We start from the raw sequence: 20,539 nt of genomic DNA, 5'->3' as shown, positions 1-20,539 counted from the left end.
CGGGTGGCCACGAACCGCTTGGAACTGGCGCACGGGCTCCAGGTGATCACGCGCACCGTCTAGCGCCAGGACAGCAGCCTGTGCAGCTTCGCGTCCACTAGATCGCGGGCGGTCGTTCCCACCAGATGACGATCCGCACGGCGGGATCGGCCCGCCGGGCTGCGACCGGATTTCCTAACCGGCGCAGCGCCAGAGCGAGCTCCGGGAGTTGGTGCGACTCCGCGGCTCCCGGGAGTCAGTGCGACTCCGCGGCTCCCGGGAGTTGGTGCGACTCGGCGGCTCTCGGGGGTCAGTGCGACTCCGAGGCTCCTGGGTCGCCGATCTGCGGTGCGGCGGTTTCGGCTTCGACGCGGACCGCGCTCACGCCCCAGGCGTCGTCGACCACCATGTCGGGGTCTGCGAGGTCGAACAGCGTGGGAATTCCGTTGTCGGCGGGGACCTGGGGGATCTCGGATTCGAGCGGTGTCACGGCTGCCACCTCCGCCACGGCGGTGATGGCCTCGGCGGTGGCGCTTTCGGCGATGGCCTCAGCTGCGACGGGGGTGTTTACGGTCGCCGGAACCGACGCCTGTTCGTTCGCAACCACATCGGGTGCGGCCGCGGAGGATGGCTGCTCCGGCGAATTCGGTTCGGGCGCAGGAGTATTCGCTGCCACCTCGGCCGACTCGCTCACCGGCGACGGGTCGACGAGGTCGGAAGCGGCGGATGCCGAGTCCGGCGAAGCGGTTTCGGCGAGCGTTGCTTCCACGGGGGTGGATTCGGCGCTGGTCTCGTCGGCGGCGCTGGTCTCGGTGGCTGGCTCGCCTGCCGGGGTGGAATCGCCTTCGGCCGCAAGCGGTTCCGGCTTGCGGAGTTCTTCGGGGGGGATGATTTCGACGGCGGCGTCGTCGAAGGCTTCGTAGGCCGGGGAGCCTGCGCCGGTGGGGAGTTCGGTGTCGGAGTGGGCGCCGCAGCCGTATTCGAGGCTGACGACGCGGCCGTCGGCGCCCATGGCGTTGGCGCAGACGCCGAAGGCGGCGCGCAGGCCGCCCGCCAGGGGGACGAAGAAGCCGCAAGTGCCGCAGGTGGCGGGGGCGGCGCGGGCCATGTCTGTATCGGGGCCGAATTCGGAGAACCAGCGGTCGGCCGCTTCCTCGCGACCTTCGCGGCTCAGCACGCGGGGGCGGCCGAGACCGAGTTCGAGGGCTACCTCGTCGACGACCGGATCGCCGGAGGCGATGTAACCGGGGACGAGGCGGGGGTCGTGCAGGGGCGGGGCCAGCAGATCGCCGGGGGCGAGGTCGCCGGGGCGGATGCGCTGATCCCAGGGCAGGAAGTCGGGGGCGACGAGCGCGTCCGGGCCGGGTAGCAGCGCCGATTCGCTCACCGTGACCCGGGTCGCCTCGGGCGGGGCGGCCACCACGACCGCCCACTGCCAGCCGCGATAGCCGGGCAGCGTGGCCTCGAAATGATGTGTCGCGGCCGAATCATCCTCGGCCGTAACACCTATATGCCTGCCGACGCCGAGTGGCTCCAACTCCAGGAGCGCACGGCGAGCCAGGTCGACCGCCTCCGCCAGGATCGGCCGAACACCGGACTCCGAAACTCCAACCGCGCTCACGCCCTACATTTTGCCGTATGGAGCGCAAACGTCGTGCACCGGTAGCGGCCGCGAAGATCATGCTGTGCTCGGCCATGTGCCTGGCCGCCGCAATCACCGGTTGTGACAGAGCCGACGACACGCCGCGCCTGCGTGTCGAAGTCATCGCGACTCGCCCGCACGACACGCGGGCGTTCACCGAAGGACTGGAAGTGGACGGCGACACGCTCTACGAGAGCACCGGACTTTCCGGACAGTCGTACATCCGCGCCACCACCCTCGACGGCGGTACCGAGCTCGCGCGCGCCGACCTGCCCGCACCCCTGTTCGGCGAGGGCGTGACCGTGGCCGGAAACCTGCTCTGGCAGCTCACCTATCGCGACGGCATCGCCTTCGCCCGCGATCCGAAATCCCTGACCGAACTGCGCCGCACCACCTTCGACGGTGAGGGCTGGGGTCTGTGCACCCGCGCCGGCCGCGTCCTCATGTCCAACGGCTCGGCCACCCTCACCTTCCGCGATCCGGAAACCTTCACTCCCACCGGCACAATCGCCCTCACCAGCCATAAAGACGCCAAACTCAACGAACTCGACTGCGCCCCGGACGGTTCGGTGTACGCCAATGTCTGGCCGACCGACACGATCCTGCACATAGACCCCGAAACCGGCACCGTCCTGCACGCGATCGACGCCTCGGACCTGCTCCCCCGCTCCGCCCGCACCCCCGCCACCGATGTCCTCAACGGCATCACCCATCTCCCCGGCACCGATCATTTCCTCCTCACCGGCAAGAACTGGCCCACCACCTATGAGGTCCGCTTCCTCCCCGACTGACCGGAATCACCCGCTCCGATCGCGGCCGCCCACCGGCACCGAGGCCGGGCTCGCCCGCCCAGGTCGCCGCGATCCGCGCGGGCGAGGGCACCACGCCCACTCCCGCCGGTGAGAATCAACACCCGCCCCGAAGCGCGAATGTCCCGGCCGACTAGGCACGGCATCGCGAATTCACGACCGTCAAGCGGGCTTTGTGTCCCCGCACACCCGCCGTAGTCGCACCCCTGTCGTCCGGCACTGCAAGAATTGGGTGCGTGACGACTCCCCGCGAACCTGACGCCGACCCCGGCCGGTGGGGCGACGAGGAGTCTCCGCTCATCGAACGGCACCCCGGCTTCGACCGCTATCCCCCGGCCAATACCCCGTCCCGGCGATCGCGCGGCGACGAGGAAGTGCCGGAGTTCCTGACGCATCGCGCCGCCGCACAACCCGGACATCCTTCGGGATCGGGTGTGCAGGCCGCCGAAGAGCAAGAGCGGCGGCGGGTTTCGCGATGGTCCCGGCGACGGTCCGGAACGCCCGCGCCGGAAGCCACGACCACCAGGTATTTCGGCGCGCGCGGCGACTATCCCGCGGATGCCCGGCAGGTACCGGATTCCGCTGGGGCGCAACGCCCGCTGACCCCTTCCGAAGCGGAGACCAAGCGCCTGCGCGGGGCTCAGCCCGCGGATCCACGCGGCGCGGTCCCGGAAGCCCGGGCCGTGAGCTCCCCGAATGCCCGGGGCGGCCCGCGGCCGGAGTTACCCGCCGGTGCCCCCGCACAGCCCGGACATGATTCCGACCGCTCGGATCGGGTAGACCCGCATCGAACGCGGCCGGAGGCGACTCGGCCACTGCCGCAGGCGGAGGAGGGTGTGACGGAGCAGGTCGGGGATGCCGGATTGCACAAGCCGCCGCGCAAGTTGACGGTGACGCGGGTGGCGGCGCGGCGGAGCATCGAATTGACCGAGCGCGGATTCGCTACTTTTCAGCGAGCGGCGAAGGCCGATGGAGCCGAGGAGTCGGGTCTCACCGCGCTGGTCTACGCGACGATGGCGAATTTCGCGACCGATGCCGCGGTTGCCGTGGCGTTGGCGAACACATTGTTCTTCGCCAGTGCGACAGCCGAATCCAAGACCAAGGTCGCGCTGTACCTGCTGATCACGATTGCCCCGTTCGCGGTGATCGCACCGCTGATCGGGCCCATGCTGGACCGGTTGCAGCGGGGTCGCAGACTCGCGCTGGCGGGATCGTTCGCCGTGCGTGTGCTGGTGGCGGTGCTGCTGATCTTCAATGTGGATAACTGGGCGCTGTATCCGCTCGCGTTGTGCATGATGATTCTCAGTAAATCGTTCTCGGTGTTGAAATCCGCGGTGACGCCGCGCGTATTGCCGCCGGGAATCGACCTGGTGCGCACCAATTCCCGGCTCACGGTATTCGGCCTGGTGGGCGGCACGCTGGGCGCGGGCGGTGTGGCGGGACTGATCGCCTCGGTGGCGCATTCGGCGGGCGCACTGCTGTTCGCGGCCGTATTGGCCGGTGCGGGTTGCTATCTCAGTTTGAAGATCCCGTCCTGGGTGGAGGTCACCGAGGGTGAGGTGCCCGCGACGCTGACCTATCACGGCGATGATTCGCACACCGAGGTCCTCGATGCCCAACGGGCGGAGCAGATTCAGCCGAGCAAGCGCCGCCAGCCGCTGGGCCGCGCCGTGGTCACGGGGTTGTGGGGCAACGGCACGGTCCGCATCCTGACCGGATTCCTCACCTTCTACGTGGCGTTCGTCGCCAAGGCCACCGAACATCGCCCGGTGCAGCAGGCCGCCATGCTCGGCGTGGTCGGCGTCTGCGCCGCGGTCGGCAATTTCGCGGGCAATGCCACGGGTGCGCGCATGAAATTGGGCCGCCCGACCCTGATCGTGCTGCTGTGCACGCTGTCCTGTGTCGGTGTCGCGGTGGCGGCGGCCGTACTGGGCAATCTGCTGGGCGCGGCCGCGGCCACGCTGGTCGCGGCGGGCGCGAGCGCCTTGGCCAAGGTCTCGCTGGACGCGTCCATTCAGGACGATCTCCCCGCCGAATCGATCGCCTCGGGTTTCGGCAGGTCGGAAACGGTATTGCAGCTGTCCTGGGTGATCGGCGGCTCGATGGGCGTACTGCTGCCCACCGAGTGGTGGAAAGGTTTCGCTGCGGTCACGGGGGTGATGGCGCTGGGATTGGTGCAAACGGTGGTCAGCTACCGTGGTCATTCGCTGCTGCCCGGTTTGGGCGGTAACCGCCCGCAACACGCGCAACAGGAGATCCCCGGCGCCCACGGCGCCGAGGAGCCCACCACATAAGGACAGGAATCCACGGTGAGCAAACCCAATGCCCGCACGATCGTCGCGCTCTTGGCGGCCCTGCTCGTGGTGGCCGTTGCCTATGTCGCCGTCATCGTGGTCGTCGCCAATCGCGCGACCAAGCCGGAGCCCGAACTCACCGCGTACGCGCACGGTAAGTCGGTGACGGTGTCGCCCTTCATGTTCTGCGATCCGAAGGTGGCGAACGGCCAGATCGATCTGAGCGACTGCAGCAATGCCGAAGCCGTCTCGAATCTGGATGTCCCCGCCGGTTCCCCGCTGCAGATCTCGCTGCCCAAGGAGATCGCCAAGGCCCCCTGGCGGATGAAGCTGTTCTACCGCCTGCCCGGCGACAATGTGGCCGTCGGCGCGTTCACCTACGAGGATTACAAGAAGGGCCTGGTCAACACCGAGGTCGAGACCTCGGGCACCCCGGCCGCGATCACCGTGCCGACCCCGAATGATCCGCAGATCAAACTCGCGGTGGCCGAGCTGTACCTGCCGGTGCCCGCGATGGACGCGCAGGGCAATGTGGGCTGGGTGCCGAGCGCGATCTGGTCCATCCACACCCCGGCGTATCAGGGCCTCAATATCGAATGACCTGCGGCGCAAGCCCATTCGCAGAAAAACGGGCCCCGGTGAGTTGAACTCACCGGGGCCCGTTGGCTTTTCGGCTACGACCTAGTGGTCGAGCTCGCGCGCCACGCCGCGCACGACTTCCGCGATGCGCTGGGCGGTCTTGCGATCCGGGTACTTACCGCGGCGCAGATCGGGCTGCACCTTGGTCTCCAGGATGGTGATCATGTCCTCGATGAGGCCGTGCAGCTCATCGGTGGACTTGCGATTGATGGGGGCGTCACTGCGCGGACGGCGTTCCCGGGATTCGCGCTCATTGCCACGCACAGTGGGGGTTTCGAGCAGTTTGAGGCTCAGCGCCTGCGGACCGCGGCGACCCGCCGCCATCCCGAATTCGACCCGCTGTCCGGGCTTGAGCGCTTCGACACCTTCGGGCAGCGCCGACGAACGAACATAAACATCCTCACCCTCGTCCTGGGAAAGGAAGCCGAAGCCCTTTTCGACGTCGTACCACTTCACCTTGCCGGTCGGCACTGCGCTCACCCGTTCGTCATTCGATGCCCGGGCTCGCCGGGCACAGTTGTGGTCGGCGGACCGATCGTCCGAGACCTTGCGTTTGCGAAAAGAACGCGCCCCACAGCTATGGCAGGACGCGATTGGATTCGAGTCTACCCCGGTGCGAAAGGCCCCAGCACGTGAGTTTTACGGTTCTGGGGTGTCCGATACTTCTCCCGAGCAGGCTCCGCGCAGGTCCGGAAGCTGGCTCCTCTATCTCGCCATGACATTGTTCGCGGTGGGATTGCTGGCCATTGTCGCAATCTTCGGCGTAGGGCTGTTGACCGATTCGAAACCCGGGGTGTGGCTGTATCTGCTCGCCATGGCGGCGCCGCTGGGGTTCCTCTTGGCGCTGGTATTCGCGCTGTGGTCGGGTCGCCGCGCACGTTGAACCGGCATTCCGGTCAACTCCGTCTGTGACACGTCCGATTGCCCACTTCGTTACCGGACCACACATGTGACCTTCGTCACATTACAGAACGGTCACGGCGGAGTGACAGACCCCTATCGACGCAGACTCGCCGTGACCACCTGCACAGACGGTAAGCGGAACCCCTTGCGCCGGTTACTGACCCGGACAGACACGACGGTTACCAAATGGTGATTTTTCGCGGGGACCGCCGTATGGTCATTTTTCAGCCGGGTCAGCCCGGCGCCACCGGCCCGCCGCACCGAACCTCACCCCGCGGGTACGGACCCCAACTGGAACCCAGGGGTGAGGACGAGGAACAGCGCGCACCAGCGCGCCGGAGCGGACGACCTCTCAGTTCGCCCCCGGTAGTCAACCCTCGAGGCGCGTACGAGAGGAAAACCCGAAAATGAGTGGACGCCATCGCAAGCCGAGTAACACCGGTCGCACGGTCGCCAAGGTAGCCCTGACGGGCATCGCCCTCGGTGGAGCCGGAGTGGCCCTGGCCGGTAACGCCAGCGCGGCACCCGACTCCGACTGGGATCGCCTCGCGCAGTGCGAGGCCGGAGGCAACTGGGGCATCAACACCGGCAACGGTTTCCAGGGTGGGCTGCAGTTCTCGCCCAGCACCTGGACCGCCCACGGCGGCGGCGAATACGCCCCCACCGCCAACCAGGCCAGCCGCGAACAGCAGATCACGGTCGCCGAGAAGGTGCTCGCCTCGCAGGGCTGGGGCGCCTGGCCCTCCTGCTCCTCGAGCCTCGGCCTGCACAGCGCACCGTCGCAGCGCACCGCTCCGCAGACGGAAGCGCCCACCAAGTGGAATCCGCCGAGCCCGGGCAATGTCCAGGCCGCCGACGGCAGCCAGCAGGTCTTCCAGGCCGTCGACAAGGCCATGGAGATCGCGCAGTCGCAGGGCATCAACATCCCGCAGCCGGTGCTGGACTTCCTGAATGTCAGCAAGGCCAACAACACTCAGCTCGATCCCACGATCGTCAACTTCTTCCAGGCGAACAAGGGTCTGCTCCCCCACTGAGACACCTCGTTCGCGTATACAAACGCCCCGCATCAATGACGATGCGGGGCGTTTGTGTTTTCCGGGGACCGATGTTGCTGCCGGAACGCCGTGCGCCGGGCAAACATCCGGGTGCCGGAGGGGGCGCGTCGGTAACGCTCATGTCAGAATGAGCGCGTGGTGAACAAATCGAAGAAACCCTACGTCGACAATGGCTGGCCGGAGACGGCCAATGGCGATCACGCCGTCACCGAGCTCTCGTCGACCCGCTCGGGCGGCCTCTCCCCGTACGGTGAGGACACCGAGTTCCCGCTTCCCGTGGATCAGCTGCCCTACGTGCACCCGCACACGATCATCAACCGCTGATCAGCCGCTACACCGATAACCATGCGGTTAACGGCACGGCTCGCATTCGCGCGGCCGCCGCACCCGCGGCGGCCGCGCAGCCGTGCGTCACACCGCGTCTGTGCCGTGCCCCCGGCCGGATCACCTCCGGCCGCTGCGCACGGCCCCCATTCCACCTGTCTCGCCGTGCTTTCGAGGCAACCGCATTCGTCCGCCTGGATCGGGTGAAGTGACCGATACCGTTCCCCCCGCCGACGCTGACGGCGCATCCTCCGCCGCGCCCGATGCGGCGCCGGATAAGCCCGCCAAGGCGGTCAAGACCGCCAAACCTCGCAAGTCGGCGAAAGCCGCCGAGGCGGCGACGCTGACCGAATGGCTGGCGGCGCTCGGGGATGACGCGCTCGTGGAGCTTTTACAGGTGCGGCCGGATCTGGCGGTGCCGTTGCCCGCGTCCATGGCGGTGCTGGCGGCTCGGACCGAACAGCGCGCTTCGGTACTGCGGGCCACCGATGAATTGGACACGCTCGACTTCGCGGTCATCGAAACCCTTGTGGTGCAACGGGCGGGAGATCTGCGCGATCCGCAGCCCGCTCCGCGCACCGTGCTGACCAAGGTTCTCGGGGATCGCGTCGGTAAGGCCGCCATCGACGCGTCGGTGGCGAAGCTGCGGGCGCGGGCGCTGGTGTGGGGATCGGATAAGGCACTGCATCTGACCCCCTCCGCACAGGAGGCGCTGCCGTGGCCGCTGGGCAGCACCACCGAACTGCCGGATTCGCTCACCGAGCCCGAGATCAATGCCGCACTGGCGGAACTGCTTCCGCCCGAACGCGGCCTGCTGGACAAGCTGGCGACCACCGGGCCGCGCGGGCGCACCCGCGATGCCGCACCGGGTACGCCGGAGGACCGGCCGGTGCAACGGCTGCTGGCCCGCCGACTACTGCGCTGGATCGATGACGAGACGGTGGAACTGCCGATCTCGGTCGGCCAGGTGCTGCGCGATGAACCGGTCACCGATCCGCACGCGCTCACCCCGCCGCAGCCCGAATTGCGCAAGCAGGGCAGCGCGGATGTGAACGCGGCGGCCGCCGGTGAGGTCGGAGAACTGTTGCGGCACAGCGCCGCCATCCTGGATGTGCTCGCCCAGGCCCCCGCGCCCGCACTGCGCTCGGGCGGACTGGGTGTGCGGGAGATCCGGCGGGTGGTGAAGCAGACCGGGGTCGATGAGACCCGGATCGGGCTGATCGCCGAGGTGCTGGCCGCGGCCCGGCTGCTGGACAAGGGCTCGCCCGAACCGCTGCCCGATGACGGCACCGAGGACTTCTGGGCCCCGACCACCACCTCCGACGCCTGGCTGGCCGTGGTCCCCGCCCGCCGTTGGGTGGTGCTCGCGCAAGCCTGGCTGGAGCTGGATCGCTTCCCGTGGATGATCGGCGCGCGGGACGCCAATGACAAACCCCTCGCCGCACTCTCGGCCGAACTGCGCAATGTGCACGCGGTCCGCGATCGCCGCGCGATCCTGCGCCTGCTGGCCGAATACCCTTCCGGCAACGCGGTTTCCGCCGCCGATCTGGGCCGGGCGCTGGCCTGGCGGCAACCGCGCTGGCGACGGCACTACCGGCTGGACGCGGTGGAGCGCACGCTCGCCGAGGCCGAGACGCTGGGCCTGGTGGCGCGCGGTGCGGTCACCTCGGCGGGCCGGGCACTGCTGCACGGCAGCGCGGAGGACGCGGAATCGGAGATGGCGGCCGCCCTGCCCGAACCCGTGGATCATGTTCTCGTACAGGCGGATTTGACGGTGATCGCGCCCGGGCCGCTGGTACCCGAGCTGCTGGATCGAATCTCCCTGGTCGCCGATGTCGAATCGGCCGGTGCGGCAACGGTTTACCGGCTGAGTGAGAATTCGGTGCGGCGCGCGCTGGACGCGGGTGCGACAGCGGCGGAACTGCATAACCTGTTCACGACGCATTCGCGCACCCCGGTACCGCAGGCGCTCACCTATCTCATCGACGATGTGGCGCGGCGGCACGGGCGACTACGCGCGGGGATGGCCCAATCCTTCGTCCGCAGTGAGGATCCCGCGCTGCTGGCGGAAGTGCTGGCCGCCCCCGTGGCGAGTCAGCTGGCGCTGCGCGCGGTGGCTCCGACGGTCGCCATTTCGCAGGCCGCCCTGGGCGAGGTGCTCGAACATCTGCGCGCGGCGGGCTTCAGCCCGGCGGGTGAGGACTCCTCCGGCGCGATCGTGGATCTGCGCCCGCGCGGTGCCCGCATACCGGCCCGCTCCGGGCAGAAGCCGAATTGGCGGCCGAATCCGCCCAGCACCGAACAACTTCAGGCGCTGGTGGCGGAATTGCGCGCGGGTGAGCGGGCGGCGCAATCGCGGGCGGGTCAGACCGTCCGCTCGGACGGCACCCGCACCACCACCGCCGCCACCCTCAACCTGCTCCAATTGGCTTCCCGCACCAGGCGTCCGGTGCACATCGGCTATGTGGACGCCTCCGGCGTCGCCACCCAGCGCGTGGTCGAACCGCTGAAAGTCGGTGGCGGCCAACTGGATGCGCTGGACCCGGTGACCGGCGCGATCCGGCACTTCACCCTGCACCGCATCGCGTCGGTAGCGCTGATCGAATAGGTCCTACTTCGGATTCCCGAGGCAGAACGTGGTTTTCGGGTCCGAGACCGTCCGGAAGCCGATCGCGGTGTTGGCATCGCACAGGAATTCGTCGGCCTGGCCGTCGATGCGCTTGGTCACCTTGAACGACGCCTCGGGCGCGGTGCACTCGACGTTCTTGTAGCCGGTGGTCTGGCTCTCGTTGTAGCAGGCGCCCTCCTTGAAGTTGGGCGTCAGGCACAGGAACGCGGTGGTTCCGCCATTGAGCGTCTCCTCGTAGGAGGTCTGCTCTTCCTTGCAGTCGGTCTTCTTGTCGAAGATCTGCGCGACCTTGTAGACCGCCTTCTCCGACGAGCAGTCGACCGGCTCGGTCTTGGAGTCGACCATCGACCCCTCGATCACGTTGATGCAGTCGCCGACCTTCGCCTTGGCGGTATCGGACTTGCTGGCGTCCTTGATCATCGAACAACCGGTCACTGCCAGCGCGGCCACCGCCACGGCCACCAGGGCCAGCACGAGGCGCAGTAGCGGCCTCGTTCCTGTGAACTTCACCTGCGAAAACCTTTCTCACCGTACAATTCACGGCTGCCGTGAACGCGGTGAGGATACCTTTGCGCTATCGCCGACCGCATCACCGAAATTGGGGATTTACGAACCCGAGGCGGAACCGGACGACGAACCCGCCGAACCCGACGAGCCGGCCGATCCGGTCCCGATCGGACCTGTCGGCACAGTAGCCCCCTTGGAGCCCGGGCGGTTGATGTAGACGGTGACCGATGACCCGGAGGCCGGTTGCACGGTCACCACGCGGGCTCCCGCGGGCGAGGTGACGGTGCCGCCGTCCACCCGGACCTCGTAGCCGTTCGGATAGTGCAGATCGGAAACGTAGATCTCGGTCGGCCGCGGCCCGGCGTGCGGGGTGTAGCGGTAGGCGAAGTCGCCGGTGTCCGCGTCGAAGATCATTCGCCCCGGCGTGCCCGCGGTGGCCTGCGGATAGGTCCGCACCAGTTGTCTGCCGATATCGCCGAGGAAGGGATCGGGTCGCGGTCCGGGCGCTCCGAAGCGCGAGGCGTAATGCCAGTACTGCCAGCTGATGAACCGCTCGTCGGCGCGAATCACGGTGTTGCGCAGCACGGTCGGATCACCGTCGCCGAATTCGGTGACCAGGGTGGGCAGATGTGTGCGATTGGTGAAGGAGTCGATATTGCCCCAGGTCTTGTCCTGTTGCATCGGGCACAGCCCGCGCAGGAAGGCGGGCAGGCCCAGGTAGATGGCGAGCTGACTGGGAATGCAGTAGTCGTGCGGGGCGAACGCGATATCGGGCGCGGTGATGGGTGGATTCCTGCCGAGGTTCGACGGCATGGTCTCGTTCCAGGTGACATTGGGCTCCCAGAACACCATGGTGTTCGCATTGTGCGCCCGCACCGCATCGGTCAGCTTCTGCATGGCCGCTTGGTATTTCACGTCGAAGCCGGGGCAGCCGTTGGGGTAGCAGGACAGGAACGCGCTGCCCGGCCACGGCTCGTTCATGAGCTCGAAGCCGAGCACCCCGGCATGCCCGTCGAGCCGCCCGGCGAGCGCGCCGAGCGCCTGGCCGAGGTAGTCGAGGACCCCATTGCTGTTGTTCCACACCTCATCCCAGCCCTGATTCATGCTGGGCATGAGGTAGTAGAGCGGGAAGCCGAGGTTCGGTTCCAGTGCTCCCGGACGGGATTTCAGCGACCATTCGGGAAAGCCGTTGCCGCCCCACACTTTCGAGAGTCCGTCCTGATGATTGTCCAGGAGGGTGTGAATCCCGCTCTGCGCCAGCGTATCCACCACGGTGGCGACGCGATCCAGGTAGGCGGTGTCGACCACCCCCTTGGTCGGCATCAAACCGTCGAAGGACACCCCGAGTCGCACGGTGTTGAAGCCGTGCCCGGCCAGGAGCGCCGCGTCCTCGGCGGTGAGGGTGAACCCGTCCCCCGGTTCGATGTACGGCGCGTCCTTGTCGACATTGTTGACCCCGTGCAGCAGCACGACCCGCCCGAATTCGTCGACGAAGCTGTTCCCGTCCGCGTGAACGGCCGCGGTGCCGGTCGGCGCGCCCTGCGCGGTAGGTGGTGTGACCAGCACCGCTCCCCCGAGTGCCGCGACGACCAGGCCCACCTGCCATCGTCTGCCCCGTAATACCCTGCGCATCGGCACCTCTATTCAGCTTTCGACATAACTTCGACACAACACGGACTATCTGGACAACCGCCCAAGTTGGAAGGGATCGTAGCCACCGAAACTCGGGGCTTGACCGTTTTCGCCGAATTACCCCCCGCCGCGCTGTCGGTGCCATCAGGAACAATGGACAACGGCCCTGTTCGGGGCCGACAAGCCAGGAGGTGCCGTGACCGACGGACCGCTCATCGTCCAAAGCGATAAGACACTGCTGCTCGAGGTGGATCACGAGGCCGCTAATGCCGCCCGGCAGTCCATCGCGCCGTTCGCGGAACTGGAGCGGGCGCCCGAGCACGTGCACACCTACCGCATCACCCCGCTGGCGCTGTGGAATGCCCGCGCCGCAGGTCACGATGCCGAGCAGGTCGTCGACGCGCTGGTGAAGTTCTCCCGGTACGCCGTCCCACAGCCGCTGCTGGTGGACATCGTCGACACCATGGCCCGGTACGGCCGCCTGCAACTGGTGAAGAATCCGGCGCACGGGCTCACCCTGGTCAGCCTGGATCGCGCGGTGCTGGAGGAGGTGCTCCGGCATAAGAAGATCGCCCCCATGCTCGGCGCGCGCGTGGACGACGACACCGTGGTGGTGCATCCGTCCGAGCGCGGGCGCATCAAACAGATGCTGTTGAAGATCGGCTGGCCCGCCGAGGACCTCGCGGGGTACGTGGACGGCGAGGCGCACGCCATCGACCTCGATTACGAGGGCGGGCACTGGGAGCTGCGCGACTATCAGCAGATGGCGGCCGATTCCTTCTGGGCGGGCGGTTCCGGCGTGGTCGTATTGCCCTGTGGCGCGGGCAAGACCATGGTGGGCGCGGCGGCCATGGCCAAGGCCAAGGCGACCACGCTGATCCTGGTCACCAATACCGTGGCCGGGCGGCAGTGGCGGCGCGAGCTGCTGGCCCGCACCTCCCTCACCGAGGAGGAGATCGGCGAATACTCCGGTGAGCGCAAGGAGATTCGCCCGGTCACCATCGCCACCTATCAGGTGATTACGCGGAAAACCAAGGGCGAGTACCGGCATCTGGAGCTGTTCGACAGCCGCGACTGGGGTCTGGTCATCTACGACGAGGTGCATCTGCTGCCCGCGCCGGTCTTCCGCATGACCGCGGATCTGCAGTCCCGCCGCCGGCTCGGCCTGACCGCGACCCTGGTGCGCGAGGACGGCCGCGAGGGCGATGTCTTCTCGCTCATCGGACCCAAGCGCTATGACGCGCCCTGGAAGGATATCGAGGCGCAGGGCTGGATCGCCCCGGCCGATTGCGTCGAGGTGCGGGTGACGCTCACCGATGCCGAACGTATGGCATACGCCACAGCCGAACCCGAGGAGCGCTACAAACTGTGCTCCACCGCGCGCACCAAACTGCCGGTGGTGGAATCGATTCTGGCCCAGCACAAGGGCTCGCCGAGCCTGGTCATCGGCGCGTACCTGGATCAGCTGGATGAGCTGGGCGAACACCTGAATGCCCCGGTCATCCAGGGTTCCACCAGCACCAAGGAGCGCGAGAAGCTGTTCGAATCCTTCCGGCTCGGGGAGATTCCGGTGCTGGTGGTCAGCAAGGTCGCGAATTTCTCCATCGATCTGCCGGAAGCCTCTGTGGCGGTGCAGGTTTCGGGCACTTTCGGGTCTCGGCAGGAGGAGGCGCAGCGTTTGGGGCGGCTGCTGCGGCCGAAACAGGATGGCGGCCAGGCTCACTTCTATTCCGTTGTCGCACGTGACACGCTGGACGCCGAATACGCCGCGCACCGGCAGCGTTTCCTTGCCGAGCAGGGGTATGCCTATCGCATCACCGATGCGGACGACCTGCTGGGGCCGACGTTAGGATAACTGGAGGACTAGCCTCCGGAAGGCGGGAGGGAAGGCACGTGCGACGCTTCGAATTCGCGGTCGACCGTGAGCATGCCCGGGCGGTCAACGAAGTCGTCGCCGATCTGCGGCGGTTGCGGGTGCTCGGGGTGGGCGCGGCAGTAGTGCTGGGGCTGGGCACCGCTTTCCTGGTGTGGGTGAATCACCCGTGGTCGTGGCTGCTGGCGGTGGCCTTCCTGCTGGGGGCCATCACCTCGCTGTTCATCGGCCTGTGGACACCGCATCGGGGCCGGGTCGACAAGCTCTATGCCGCAGGCGAACTGGTGCCCGCGGTGGTGTCGGAGACCAGCGGTTCGGGGGCGACGCTGCTGGCGCTGGTGGATCTGGCCAAGCCGAATACCGACGGCCCGCGGTACGCCCTGGTGACCCGCACGGTGCGCGCCCTGCCCGGGCATCGGACGCGGGTCGGCGAACAGGTGCCGTCGGTGACGGTGCGGATCGATCGCGCGCCCGGTTCGGTCGGGGAGCTGTGGCAGTCGGTGAGCGCCATGCCGATCGCCTGGGGCACCCGGGATCTCAATGTCATCGAACGCGCTCGCACCACGATCCGCGATGTCGAATGGCAGCTGCTCACCGACAATCTGGATCTGGCGGACAAGGTGCGGCACGTGGATGCCAAACGGCTGCTGCTGGATCCGCAACAGCTCCCCGAGGAGCTCCGGCGGGTAACCGGGTAGGCGCCGGGGTAAGCGACCCGAAATCCCTTGCCCCGGAACGTAGAATGATCCGATGATCCCCGGCGCGAATCTTGCCGCCTTCTTCGTCGCGGCCACCGTCCTCATCGTCATTCCCGGACCGGGAGTGCTCTTCGTCATCGGCCGCGCGCTCACCTCCGGGCGCAAGGCCGCCCTGCTATCGGTACTCGGTCACGCCGTGGGCGTGCTCCTGGTGCTCACCCTGGTCGCGATCGGGCTCGGCGCGATCGTGGCGGCTTCGGCCATCGCGCTCAACACCGTGAAGCTGGCCGGTGCCGCGTACCTGATCTACCTGGGCGTACAGGCCATTCGCGAACGCAAATCACTGCGCGAGGCGTGGGAATCGCGGCGCGAGGTCGCCGAGGGCGGCAAGCTGTTGCGGCAGGCGTTCCTGGTGGGGATCAGCAATCCCAAGGCCATTATCTTCTTCTCCGCGGTGCTGCCGCAGTTCGTCGATCCGGACAGTGGTCCGGTCCCCGTGCAGATGCTCATCCTCGGCCTCATCTTCCTGGCCATCGCGGTGGTCTCGGACAGCGCCTGGGCGCTGGTGGCGGGATTGGCGCGGGATTGGTTCGCGCGCTCGCCCAAGCGGCTGGAGACGGTCGGCGGTGCGGGCGGGGTGATGATCATCGGACTCGGCGCCAGCGTGGCCGTGTCGGGCACCAGTCATTGAGTGCGGCGGCGACTAGCATCGCCCGGGGGTTCTTTCATTTCGCGCCGGGAAAGGGGCGGTTCGACGTATGAGGCACAGCTGGTGGCGGTACACGGTGGTCGGCGCGATACTGCTGGCGGGCGCGAACGCCGTTCCCGCACAGGGTGATCCGGGCGATCCGTTCGCCGGTGCGCCGGGACTGGGCGATCCGTACTACCCGCTGGACGGCAATGGCGGGTACGACGCCAAGAACTACGACATCACCCTCGGCTACGATCCGGCCTCGCACGCCATGACCGGTTCCACCCGGGTGGACGCGGTCGCCACCCAGGCGCTGCGCACGTTCAACCTGGACTACAGCGGCCCGGCGATCTCGAAGGTGACGGTCAACAACCTGCCCGCCTGGTTCGATCGCACCCAGGAGCACGAGCTGGTGATCACGCCGATGCTGCCGCTGCTGCCCGGCCTGCCGTTCACGGTGCAGGTGGAGTACGGCGGCGATATCACCGGCACCGACGGCGAGGGCTGGGTGCTCTCGCCCAGCGGCGGGGCTTTCGTTGCGGGCGAACCGCATTCGGCCTCGGCCTGGTATCCGCTCAACGACACCCCTTTGGACAAGGCCACTTTCGCGCTGCACGCCACCGTGCCCGCCGAATGGGAGGTCATGTCCAACGGTCTGAAGATCCGCGATGAGGTGCACGGGGCCAATCGCACGGTGGATTGGGAGATGCGCCAGCCCGTGGTCGGCTATCTGACCACCATCGCCATCGACAAATTCGATTTCCTGGCGCAGCAGCGCGCCAATGGCACACCGCTTTTGAGCGCCTTCGCCCCGGACGTCAAACAGTCCACCCGCGATACCGAGGCACGGCTGCCGGAGTTCCTGGACTTCCTGGAGCAGCTGTACGGCCCGTACCCGTTCGACACCGCGGGCGGCATCTACGTCGACACCGATCTGCAGTTCTCCCTGGAGACGCAGTCCCGGCCCATCTACGCGCCCTGGACAGATCTGGACACGGTGGTGCACGAGCTGACCCACCAGTGGTGGGGCGATTCCATGTCGGTCGAGCACTGGTCCGATATCTGCCTGAACGAATGCTTCGCCAGCTACACCGCCGACTACCTGTGGCCCGAGCGCACGGGGGGCAAGGACGTCGACGCGATGTATCGCGACACCGTCGCCAGATACCGTGGCGAGGACAAGTTCTGGCGCATCATGCTGCAAAACCCCGGTGTCGGAAACGAATTCACCGCCGTCTACTACCGCGGCCCGCTCTTCCTGCACGCCCTGCGCCGCACCATGGGCGATGCCGCGTTCTTCGGCGCGGTCCACGATTTCGTGGACGGTCACCGCTACGGCAACGCCTCCATGCCGGAGTTCCGCCGTTTCATGCAGTCCCGCACCCCGGTGGACCTCACCGGCTTCCTGGCAGCCTGGCTGGACCGCTCCGAACCCCCGGCCGACGAATACCTCTACCCGGGCTCGCTGCGCTCCTGAGCGGCGAAACCACAAGCCGCGCCGCCTGTTCCGGCTGTTGACCGGTCAGGCGGGCAGCGGGCGGGCGCGGTCGGTCGCCACCAGGGCGGCCATCACGCCCAGCACCGAGCCGGTGACCAGGCGCTGGGCGCGCAGCCAGAGCGGGCGGGCGGCGAGGAAGGTCGCGAGAGCGCCCGCGCTGAGCACGATGAGGCCGTTGACCGTGATGGCGATGGCGATCTGGACCGCGCCCAGGCTCAGGCTCTGCAACCAGACCGAACCGCGGGCGGGGACCACGAATTGCGGGATGAGCGCCATGTACATGATGGCGATCTTGGGGTTCAGCAGGTTGGTGACGAACCCCATGGCGAACAGACGGCGGGTGGGGTCGGCGGGCATGGCTTCGGGGGCGAAGGCCGAAAGGCCGCCGGGGCGCAGGGTTTTCCAGGCCAGGTAGAGCAGGTAGGCGGCACCGGCCAGTTTCAGGGCCAGATACAGCGCGGGCACCATGGCGAACACCGCGGTGATACCGGCGGTGGCGGCGGCCAGGTAGACCGCGAATCCGGCCGCCACACCCGTCAGGGAGATGAATCCGGCGCGGCGGCCCTGCGACACGGTCCGTGAGACCAGGTACATCATGTTCGGGCCGGGCGTGAGCACCATGCCCAGCGCTATCGACGCGACACCGAGAACCGCGGCCATCTGGATCATGACCTAGATCCTGCGCGAACTGGCCCGCCCTGTCGCGGGCCAGTGACAACCGAGTGGACTGCCCCCTTGTCCTCCCCGGCGGGTCAGCGGGCGGAGGCGGTGCGGCCCGCGCGGAGGCGGCGGACGCCCTCGGCGATGGTCTCCTCTTTCTTGCAGAAGGTGAAGCGGACCAGGTGGTTCCAGGAGGCTTTGTCATCGGCGAAGACGCTGACCGGGACCGCGGCCACGCCGAGGCGTTCGGGGAGTTCGCGGCAGAAGTCGTAGGCGTCGGTCGCGCCGAGCGGGGTGATGTCGGCGCAGACGAAATAGGTGCCGTCGCTGCGCTTTACGCCGAAGCCCGCCTCGGACAGGGCCGCGGAGAGGCGAAGGCGCTTCTCCGAGAGCGTATCCCGCAGTGCGGCCACCCAGCCCTGTGAATGTTCCAGGGCGTGCGCCACAGCGGGCTGGAAGGGGCCGCCGCCGACGAAGGTGAGGAACTGTTTGGCGGCCAGCACGGCGTCGATGAGCGGGGCGGGGGCGCAGGCCCAGCCGATCTTCCAGCCGGTGACGCTGAAAGTCTTGGCGGCGCTGGAGATCACGACGGTGCGCTCGAACATGCCGGGCAGGGTGGCGATGCTGATGTGCTGATGCCCGTCGAAGGTCAGATGCTCGTACGCCTCGTCCGACATGACGTAGAGGTCGTGGTCGATGGCGAGCTGGGCGATCGCGGTCAGGTCCGCACGCGAGAGCACCGCGCCGGTCGGATTGTGCGGTGAATTCACCAGCAGCATGCGGGTTCTGGGCGTGATGGCGGCGCGCAGGCTGTCCAGGTCCAGGGCGAAGCCGTCACCGTCCGGGACCAGGCGCGCGGTGCGGCGCTGCGCCCCGGCCAGTGCCACGGCGGCGGCGTAGGAGTCGTAGTAGGGCTCGATGAGCACCACTTCGTCACCGGGTTCGACCAGTCCGAGGATGGTGGCGGCGATGGCCTCGGTGGCGCCGACGGTCACCAGCACCTGACTGTCCGGGTCGTAGTGGGTGCCGTAGCGGCGGGCGCGATCGGTCGCAATCGCTTGGCGCAGTACGGGTACGCCGCGACCGGGCGGGTACTGGTTGAAACCGTCGGCGATGGCCTGCCGGGCCACATCGAGCATGCCGACGGGGCCGTCGGAGTCCGGAAAACCCTGCCCCAGATTGACGGCACCGTGCCGGACGGCGAGTTCGGTCATCTCAGCAAAGATCGTCGAGGCGTACGGGCGCAGCCGGGCGACGGTCGGAATCGGGCGCATGTCCGGAGGATAGTCCACCCGCCGCAATGGTTGCGAAACGATAGCGAAAGGCTATGTTTCACTTTGGGATCGAGCTCCCTACCTGGCTCGTTGTGCAATGCCCTAAAGGCGGCTAGCCTGCCCGTGTTTTATCTCACAACCGCCTATCAGCGGTTTCTCGAAAGGGGCGAAATATGCCCTCGTACTTAGAACTTCTCTTGCACCCGGCGGCGGCGGTCGATTTCGTACATCAGATTGCGCATCAGCTTATTGCGGGCAACTGGTCGACCGGGGACTTCAACCTCGGCTCCAGCTTCCCGCCCTCCGGCTCGGGCGGGTCCGGCTCCGGTACCGGTTCGGGTATCGGAAACTGCATGCCCACCGGTTCGGTCAGCCTGTCCGGCGGTATGGATTGCAGCTCCGGCTCCGGGTTCACCTACCCCCCGAAGTAATGAGCGCCGATGTGCGGCATGTCGGTCGGGGGTGTGCCGCCCATCGGGTCTCGGGACCGTACGTCAGTGCGGTAGTCGCAGGCCCTCGAGCTTGGCCGGATTGACGAGATCGTAGACGCCCCAGACCTTTCCGTCCCGCACGGTGAACCCGTAGACGCGCGGAGGGGTCCCGGGACGCCCCTGTTCCGAGGCACGCTCGTGCACCAGAATCCCCAATTGGCCGTTGACGAGCACGAATTCGAACGCGCCCGATTCGTAGACCGCCGGATCGTCGAAACCGTGCCGGGTACGCAGCCCGAGCCAGAGCCGGGCGTTCTTGTCCACGCCCGCAACCACATTGATCGCCGTGGCGGTGGTGCCGCCCGCATCGCCGATGGTGCGCACATCCGGATGCAGCGCCGCCACAACGGCATTCACGTCACCCCGGTAGAGCGCCTCCAGCAGTTGCTGCACAGCGGCATTGTGCTCGGCATCGGTGACCGGTTCGGGGCTGTGCGCCAAGGCTTTTCGCGCCCGCGAGGCCAGCGCCCGCGCCGCCTCGACGGAAACGCCCAGGATGTCCGCGATCTCGTCGAACGGCACCGCGAAGCCGTCGTGCAGTACGAAAGCCACCCGCTGCGGCGGGGTGAGGGTGTCCATGACCACCAGGGCGGCGAACCGCGCATCCTGTTTGCGCACCACCGCGGCCAGTGGATCTGGTGCGCTGGAGGGTTGCGCGCTGGTCACGATGGGTTCGGGCAACCACTGACCCACATACTGCTCGCGTCGCGCGGCGGCACTGCGCAACCGGTCCAGGCAGATTCGCGAGACGACGGTGGTGAGCCAGGCGCGCAGATCCTCGATCTCGTGCTGCCGGGCCACCGCGAGCCGCAACCAGCTCTCCTGCACCGCGTCCTCGGCATCGACGACGCTGCCCGTCAACCGATAGGCCACCGAGAGCAGGTGTGGCCGATGGGTTTCGAACAAATCGGTGAGCAGAGCGGCGACCATCGACCCGATCC

At 67.6% G+C, this 20,539-nt stretch carries 19 protein-coding genes; 12 read left to right on the top strand and 7 right to left on the bottom strand.

From position 1 onward, the window contains the following. Positions 1-289: 289 nt before the first annotated feature. Entirely contained in the window at positions 290-1,600 is a 1,311-nt protein-coding gene (locus ACFC0O_RS27875; protein WP_375962751.1) for a DUF3027 domain-containing protein, read from the bottom strand. 17 nt (positions 1,601-1,617) lie between these two features. Between ACFC0O_RS27875 and ACFC0O_RS27870 the strand changes: the two genes are divergently transcribed. The 3 genes from ACFC0O_RS27870 to ACFC0O_RS27860 all read left to right on the top strand — a co-directional run bounded on the left by ACFC0O_RS27870 (position 1,618) and on the right by ACFC0O_RS27860 (position 5,324). Beyond that, a complete protein-coding gene (locus ACFC0O_RS27870) occupies positions 1,618-2,412 on the top strand; it encodes a glutaminyl-peptide cyclotransferase (RefSeq protein WP_375962748.1) in 795 nt (264 codons plus the stop codon). Positions 2,413-3,113: 701 nt separating this feature from the next. Continuing rightward, positions 3,114-4,724 carry an MFS transporter gene (locus tag ACFC0O_RS27865; protein ID WP_375963900.1) on the top strand — a complete coding sequence of 537 codons (1,611 nt, stop codon included), beginning with the start codon at positions 3,114-3,116 and terminating at the stop codon, positions 4,722-4,724. A 15-nt stretch (positions 4,725-4,739) separates the two neighbouring features. After that, positions 4,740-5,324, top strand: coding sequence for a DUF2771 domain-containing protein (locus ACFC0O_RS27860; protein ID WP_375962746.1), 585 nt, complete (start codon positions 4,740-4,742; stop codon positions 5,322-5,324). A gap of 81 nt (positions 5,325-5,405) precedes the next feature. On the opposite strand, the gene ACFC0O_RS27855 is transcribed toward ACFC0O_RS27860, so the two are convergent. Next, on the bottom strand, positions 5,406-5,834 hold the full coding sequence (locus tag ACFC0O_RS27855; RefSeq protein WP_364641791.1) for a cold-shock protein: 429 nt from the start codon (positions 5,832-5,834) through the stop codon (positions 5,406-5,408). A 181-nt stretch (positions 5,835-6,015) separates the two neighbouring features. On the opposite strand from ACFC0O_RS27855, the gene ACFC0O_RS27850 reads away from it, so the two are divergent. The 4 genes from ACFC0O_RS27850 (at position 6,016) to ACFC0O_RS27835 (ending at position 10,253) form a co-directional block, all read left to right on the top strand. Next, a complete protein-coding gene (locus tag ACFC0O_RS27850; RefSeq protein ID WP_364641436.1) occupies positions 6,016-6,246 on the top strand; it encodes a hypothetical protein in 231 nt (76 codons plus the stop codon). 427 nt (positions 6,247-6,673) lie between these two features. Next, on the top strand, positions 6,674-7,300 hold the full coding sequence (locus ACFC0O_RS27845; RefSeq protein WP_364641439.1) for a resuscitation-promoting factor Rpf1 domain-containing protein: 627 nt from the start codon (positions 6,674-6,676) through the stop codon (positions 7,298-7,300). A gap of 156 nt (positions 7,301-7,456) precedes the next feature. Then, the gene (locus tag ACFC0O_RS27840) at positions 7,457-7,645 is read left to right on the top strand and encodes a hypothetical protein (protein ID WP_067568388.1); all 189 of its coding nucleotides are present in this window, start codon (positions 7,457-7,459) and stop codon (positions 7,643-7,645) included. A gap of 343 nt (positions 7,646-7,988) precedes the next feature. Beyond that, entirely contained in the window at positions 7,989-10,253 is a 2,265-nt protein-coding gene (locus tag ACFC0O_RS27835) for a helicase-associated domain-containing protein (protein ID WP_375963897.1), read from the top strand. Between the two features lie 3 nt (positions 10,254-10,256). Here ACFC0O_RS27835 and ACFC0O_RS27830 read toward each other — a convergent pair whose 3' ends face one another. Next, the gene (locus ACFC0O_RS27830) at positions 10,257-10,784 is read right to left on the bottom strand and encodes a hypothetical protein (RefSeq protein ID WP_364641443.1); all 528 of its coding nucleotides are present in this window, start codon (positions 10,782-10,784) and stop codon (positions 10,257-10,259) included. 96 nt (positions 10,785-10,880) lie between these two features. Further along, positions 10,881-12,413 carry a cellulase family glycosylhydrolase gene (locus ACFC0O_RS27825; protein WP_375962743.1) on the bottom strand — a complete coding sequence of 511 codons (1,533 nt, stop codon included), beginning with the start codon at positions 12,411-12,413 and terminating at the stop codon, positions 10,881-10,883. A 196-nt stretch (positions 12,414-12,609) separates the two neighbouring features. Between ACFC0O_RS27825 and ACFC0O_RS27820 the strand changes: the two genes are divergently transcribed. From ACFC0O_RS27820 to ACFC0O_RS27805, 4 genes are all read left to right on the top strand, one after another. Next, positions 12,610-14,268, top strand: a complete 1,659-nt coding sequence (locus ACFC0O_RS27820) for a DNA repair helicase XPB (RefSeq protein WP_364641446.1) — start codon at positions 12,610-12,612, stop codon at positions 14,266-14,268. A 38-nt stretch (positions 14,269-14,306) separates the two neighbouring features. Further along, positions 14,307-14,984 (top strand): DUF3239 domain-containing protein, encoded by a 678-nt coding sequence (locus ACFC0O_RS27815; protein WP_375962741.1) that lies wholly within the window; start codon positions 14,307-14,309, stop codon positions 14,982-14,984. A gap of 52 nt (positions 14,985-15,036) precedes the next feature. Next, positions 15,037-15,675, top strand: coding sequence for a LysE family translocator (locus ACFC0O_RS27810; RefSeq protein ID WP_375962739.1), 639 nt, complete (start codon positions 15,037-15,039; stop codon positions 15,673-15,675). 67 nt (positions 15,676-15,742) lie between these two features. Then, complete coding sequence (locus ACFC0O_RS27805) at positions 15,743-17,152, top strand: M1 family metallopeptidase (RefSeq protein ID WP_375962737.1); 1,410 nt, start codon at positions 15,743-15,745, stop codon at positions 17,150-17,152. Between the two features lie 45 nt (positions 17,153-17,197). Here the strand turns inward: ACFC0O_RS27805 and ACFC0O_RS27800 are convergent, their stop codons facing one another. Together ACFC0O_RS27800 and ACFC0O_RS27795 are read right to left on the bottom strand one after the other, a co-directional pair. After that, positions 17,198-17,842, bottom strand: coding sequence for a LysE family translocator (locus ACFC0O_RS27800; RefSeq protein WP_375962735.1), 645 nt, complete (start codon positions 17,840-17,842; stop codon positions 17,198-17,200). Between the two features lie 83 nt (positions 17,843-17,925). Continuing rightward, on the bottom strand, positions 17,926-19,107 hold the full coding sequence (locus tag ACFC0O_RS27795; RefSeq protein ID WP_375962733.1) for a pyridoxal phosphate-dependent aminotransferase: 1,182 nt from the start codon (positions 19,105-19,107) through the stop codon (positions 17,926-17,928). Between the two features lie 173 nt (positions 19,108-19,280). Here ACFC0O_RS27795 and ACFC0O_RS27790 point away from each other — a divergent pair, with 173 nt between their 5' ends. Next, complete coding sequence (locus ACFC0O_RS27790; RefSeq protein WP_375962731.1) at positions 19,281-19,538, top strand: hypothetical protein; 258 nt, start codon at positions 19,281-19,283, stop codon at positions 19,536-19,538. A gap of 63 nt (positions 19,539-19,601) precedes the next feature. Here the strand turns inward: ACFC0O_RS27790 and sigJ are convergent, their stop codons facing one another. Beyond that, positions 19,602-20,528: an RNA polymerase sigma factor SigJ gene (gene sigJ / locus ACFC0O_RS27785; RefSeq protein WP_375962728.1), complete on the bottom strand. Its 927-nt coding sequence runs from the start codon at positions 20,526-20,528 to the stop codon at positions 19,602-19,604. Positions 20,529-20,539 lie beyond the last annotated feature (11 nt).

The organism is Nocardia sp. NPDC056100, assembly GCF_042266325.1.
Classification (GTDB): Bacteria; Actinomycetota; Actinomycetes; order Mycobacteriales; family Mycobacteriaceae; genus Nocardia.
Note: the sequence above shows the minus strand (reverse complement) of the source record. Positions and strands in the feature narration are given on the sequence as shown.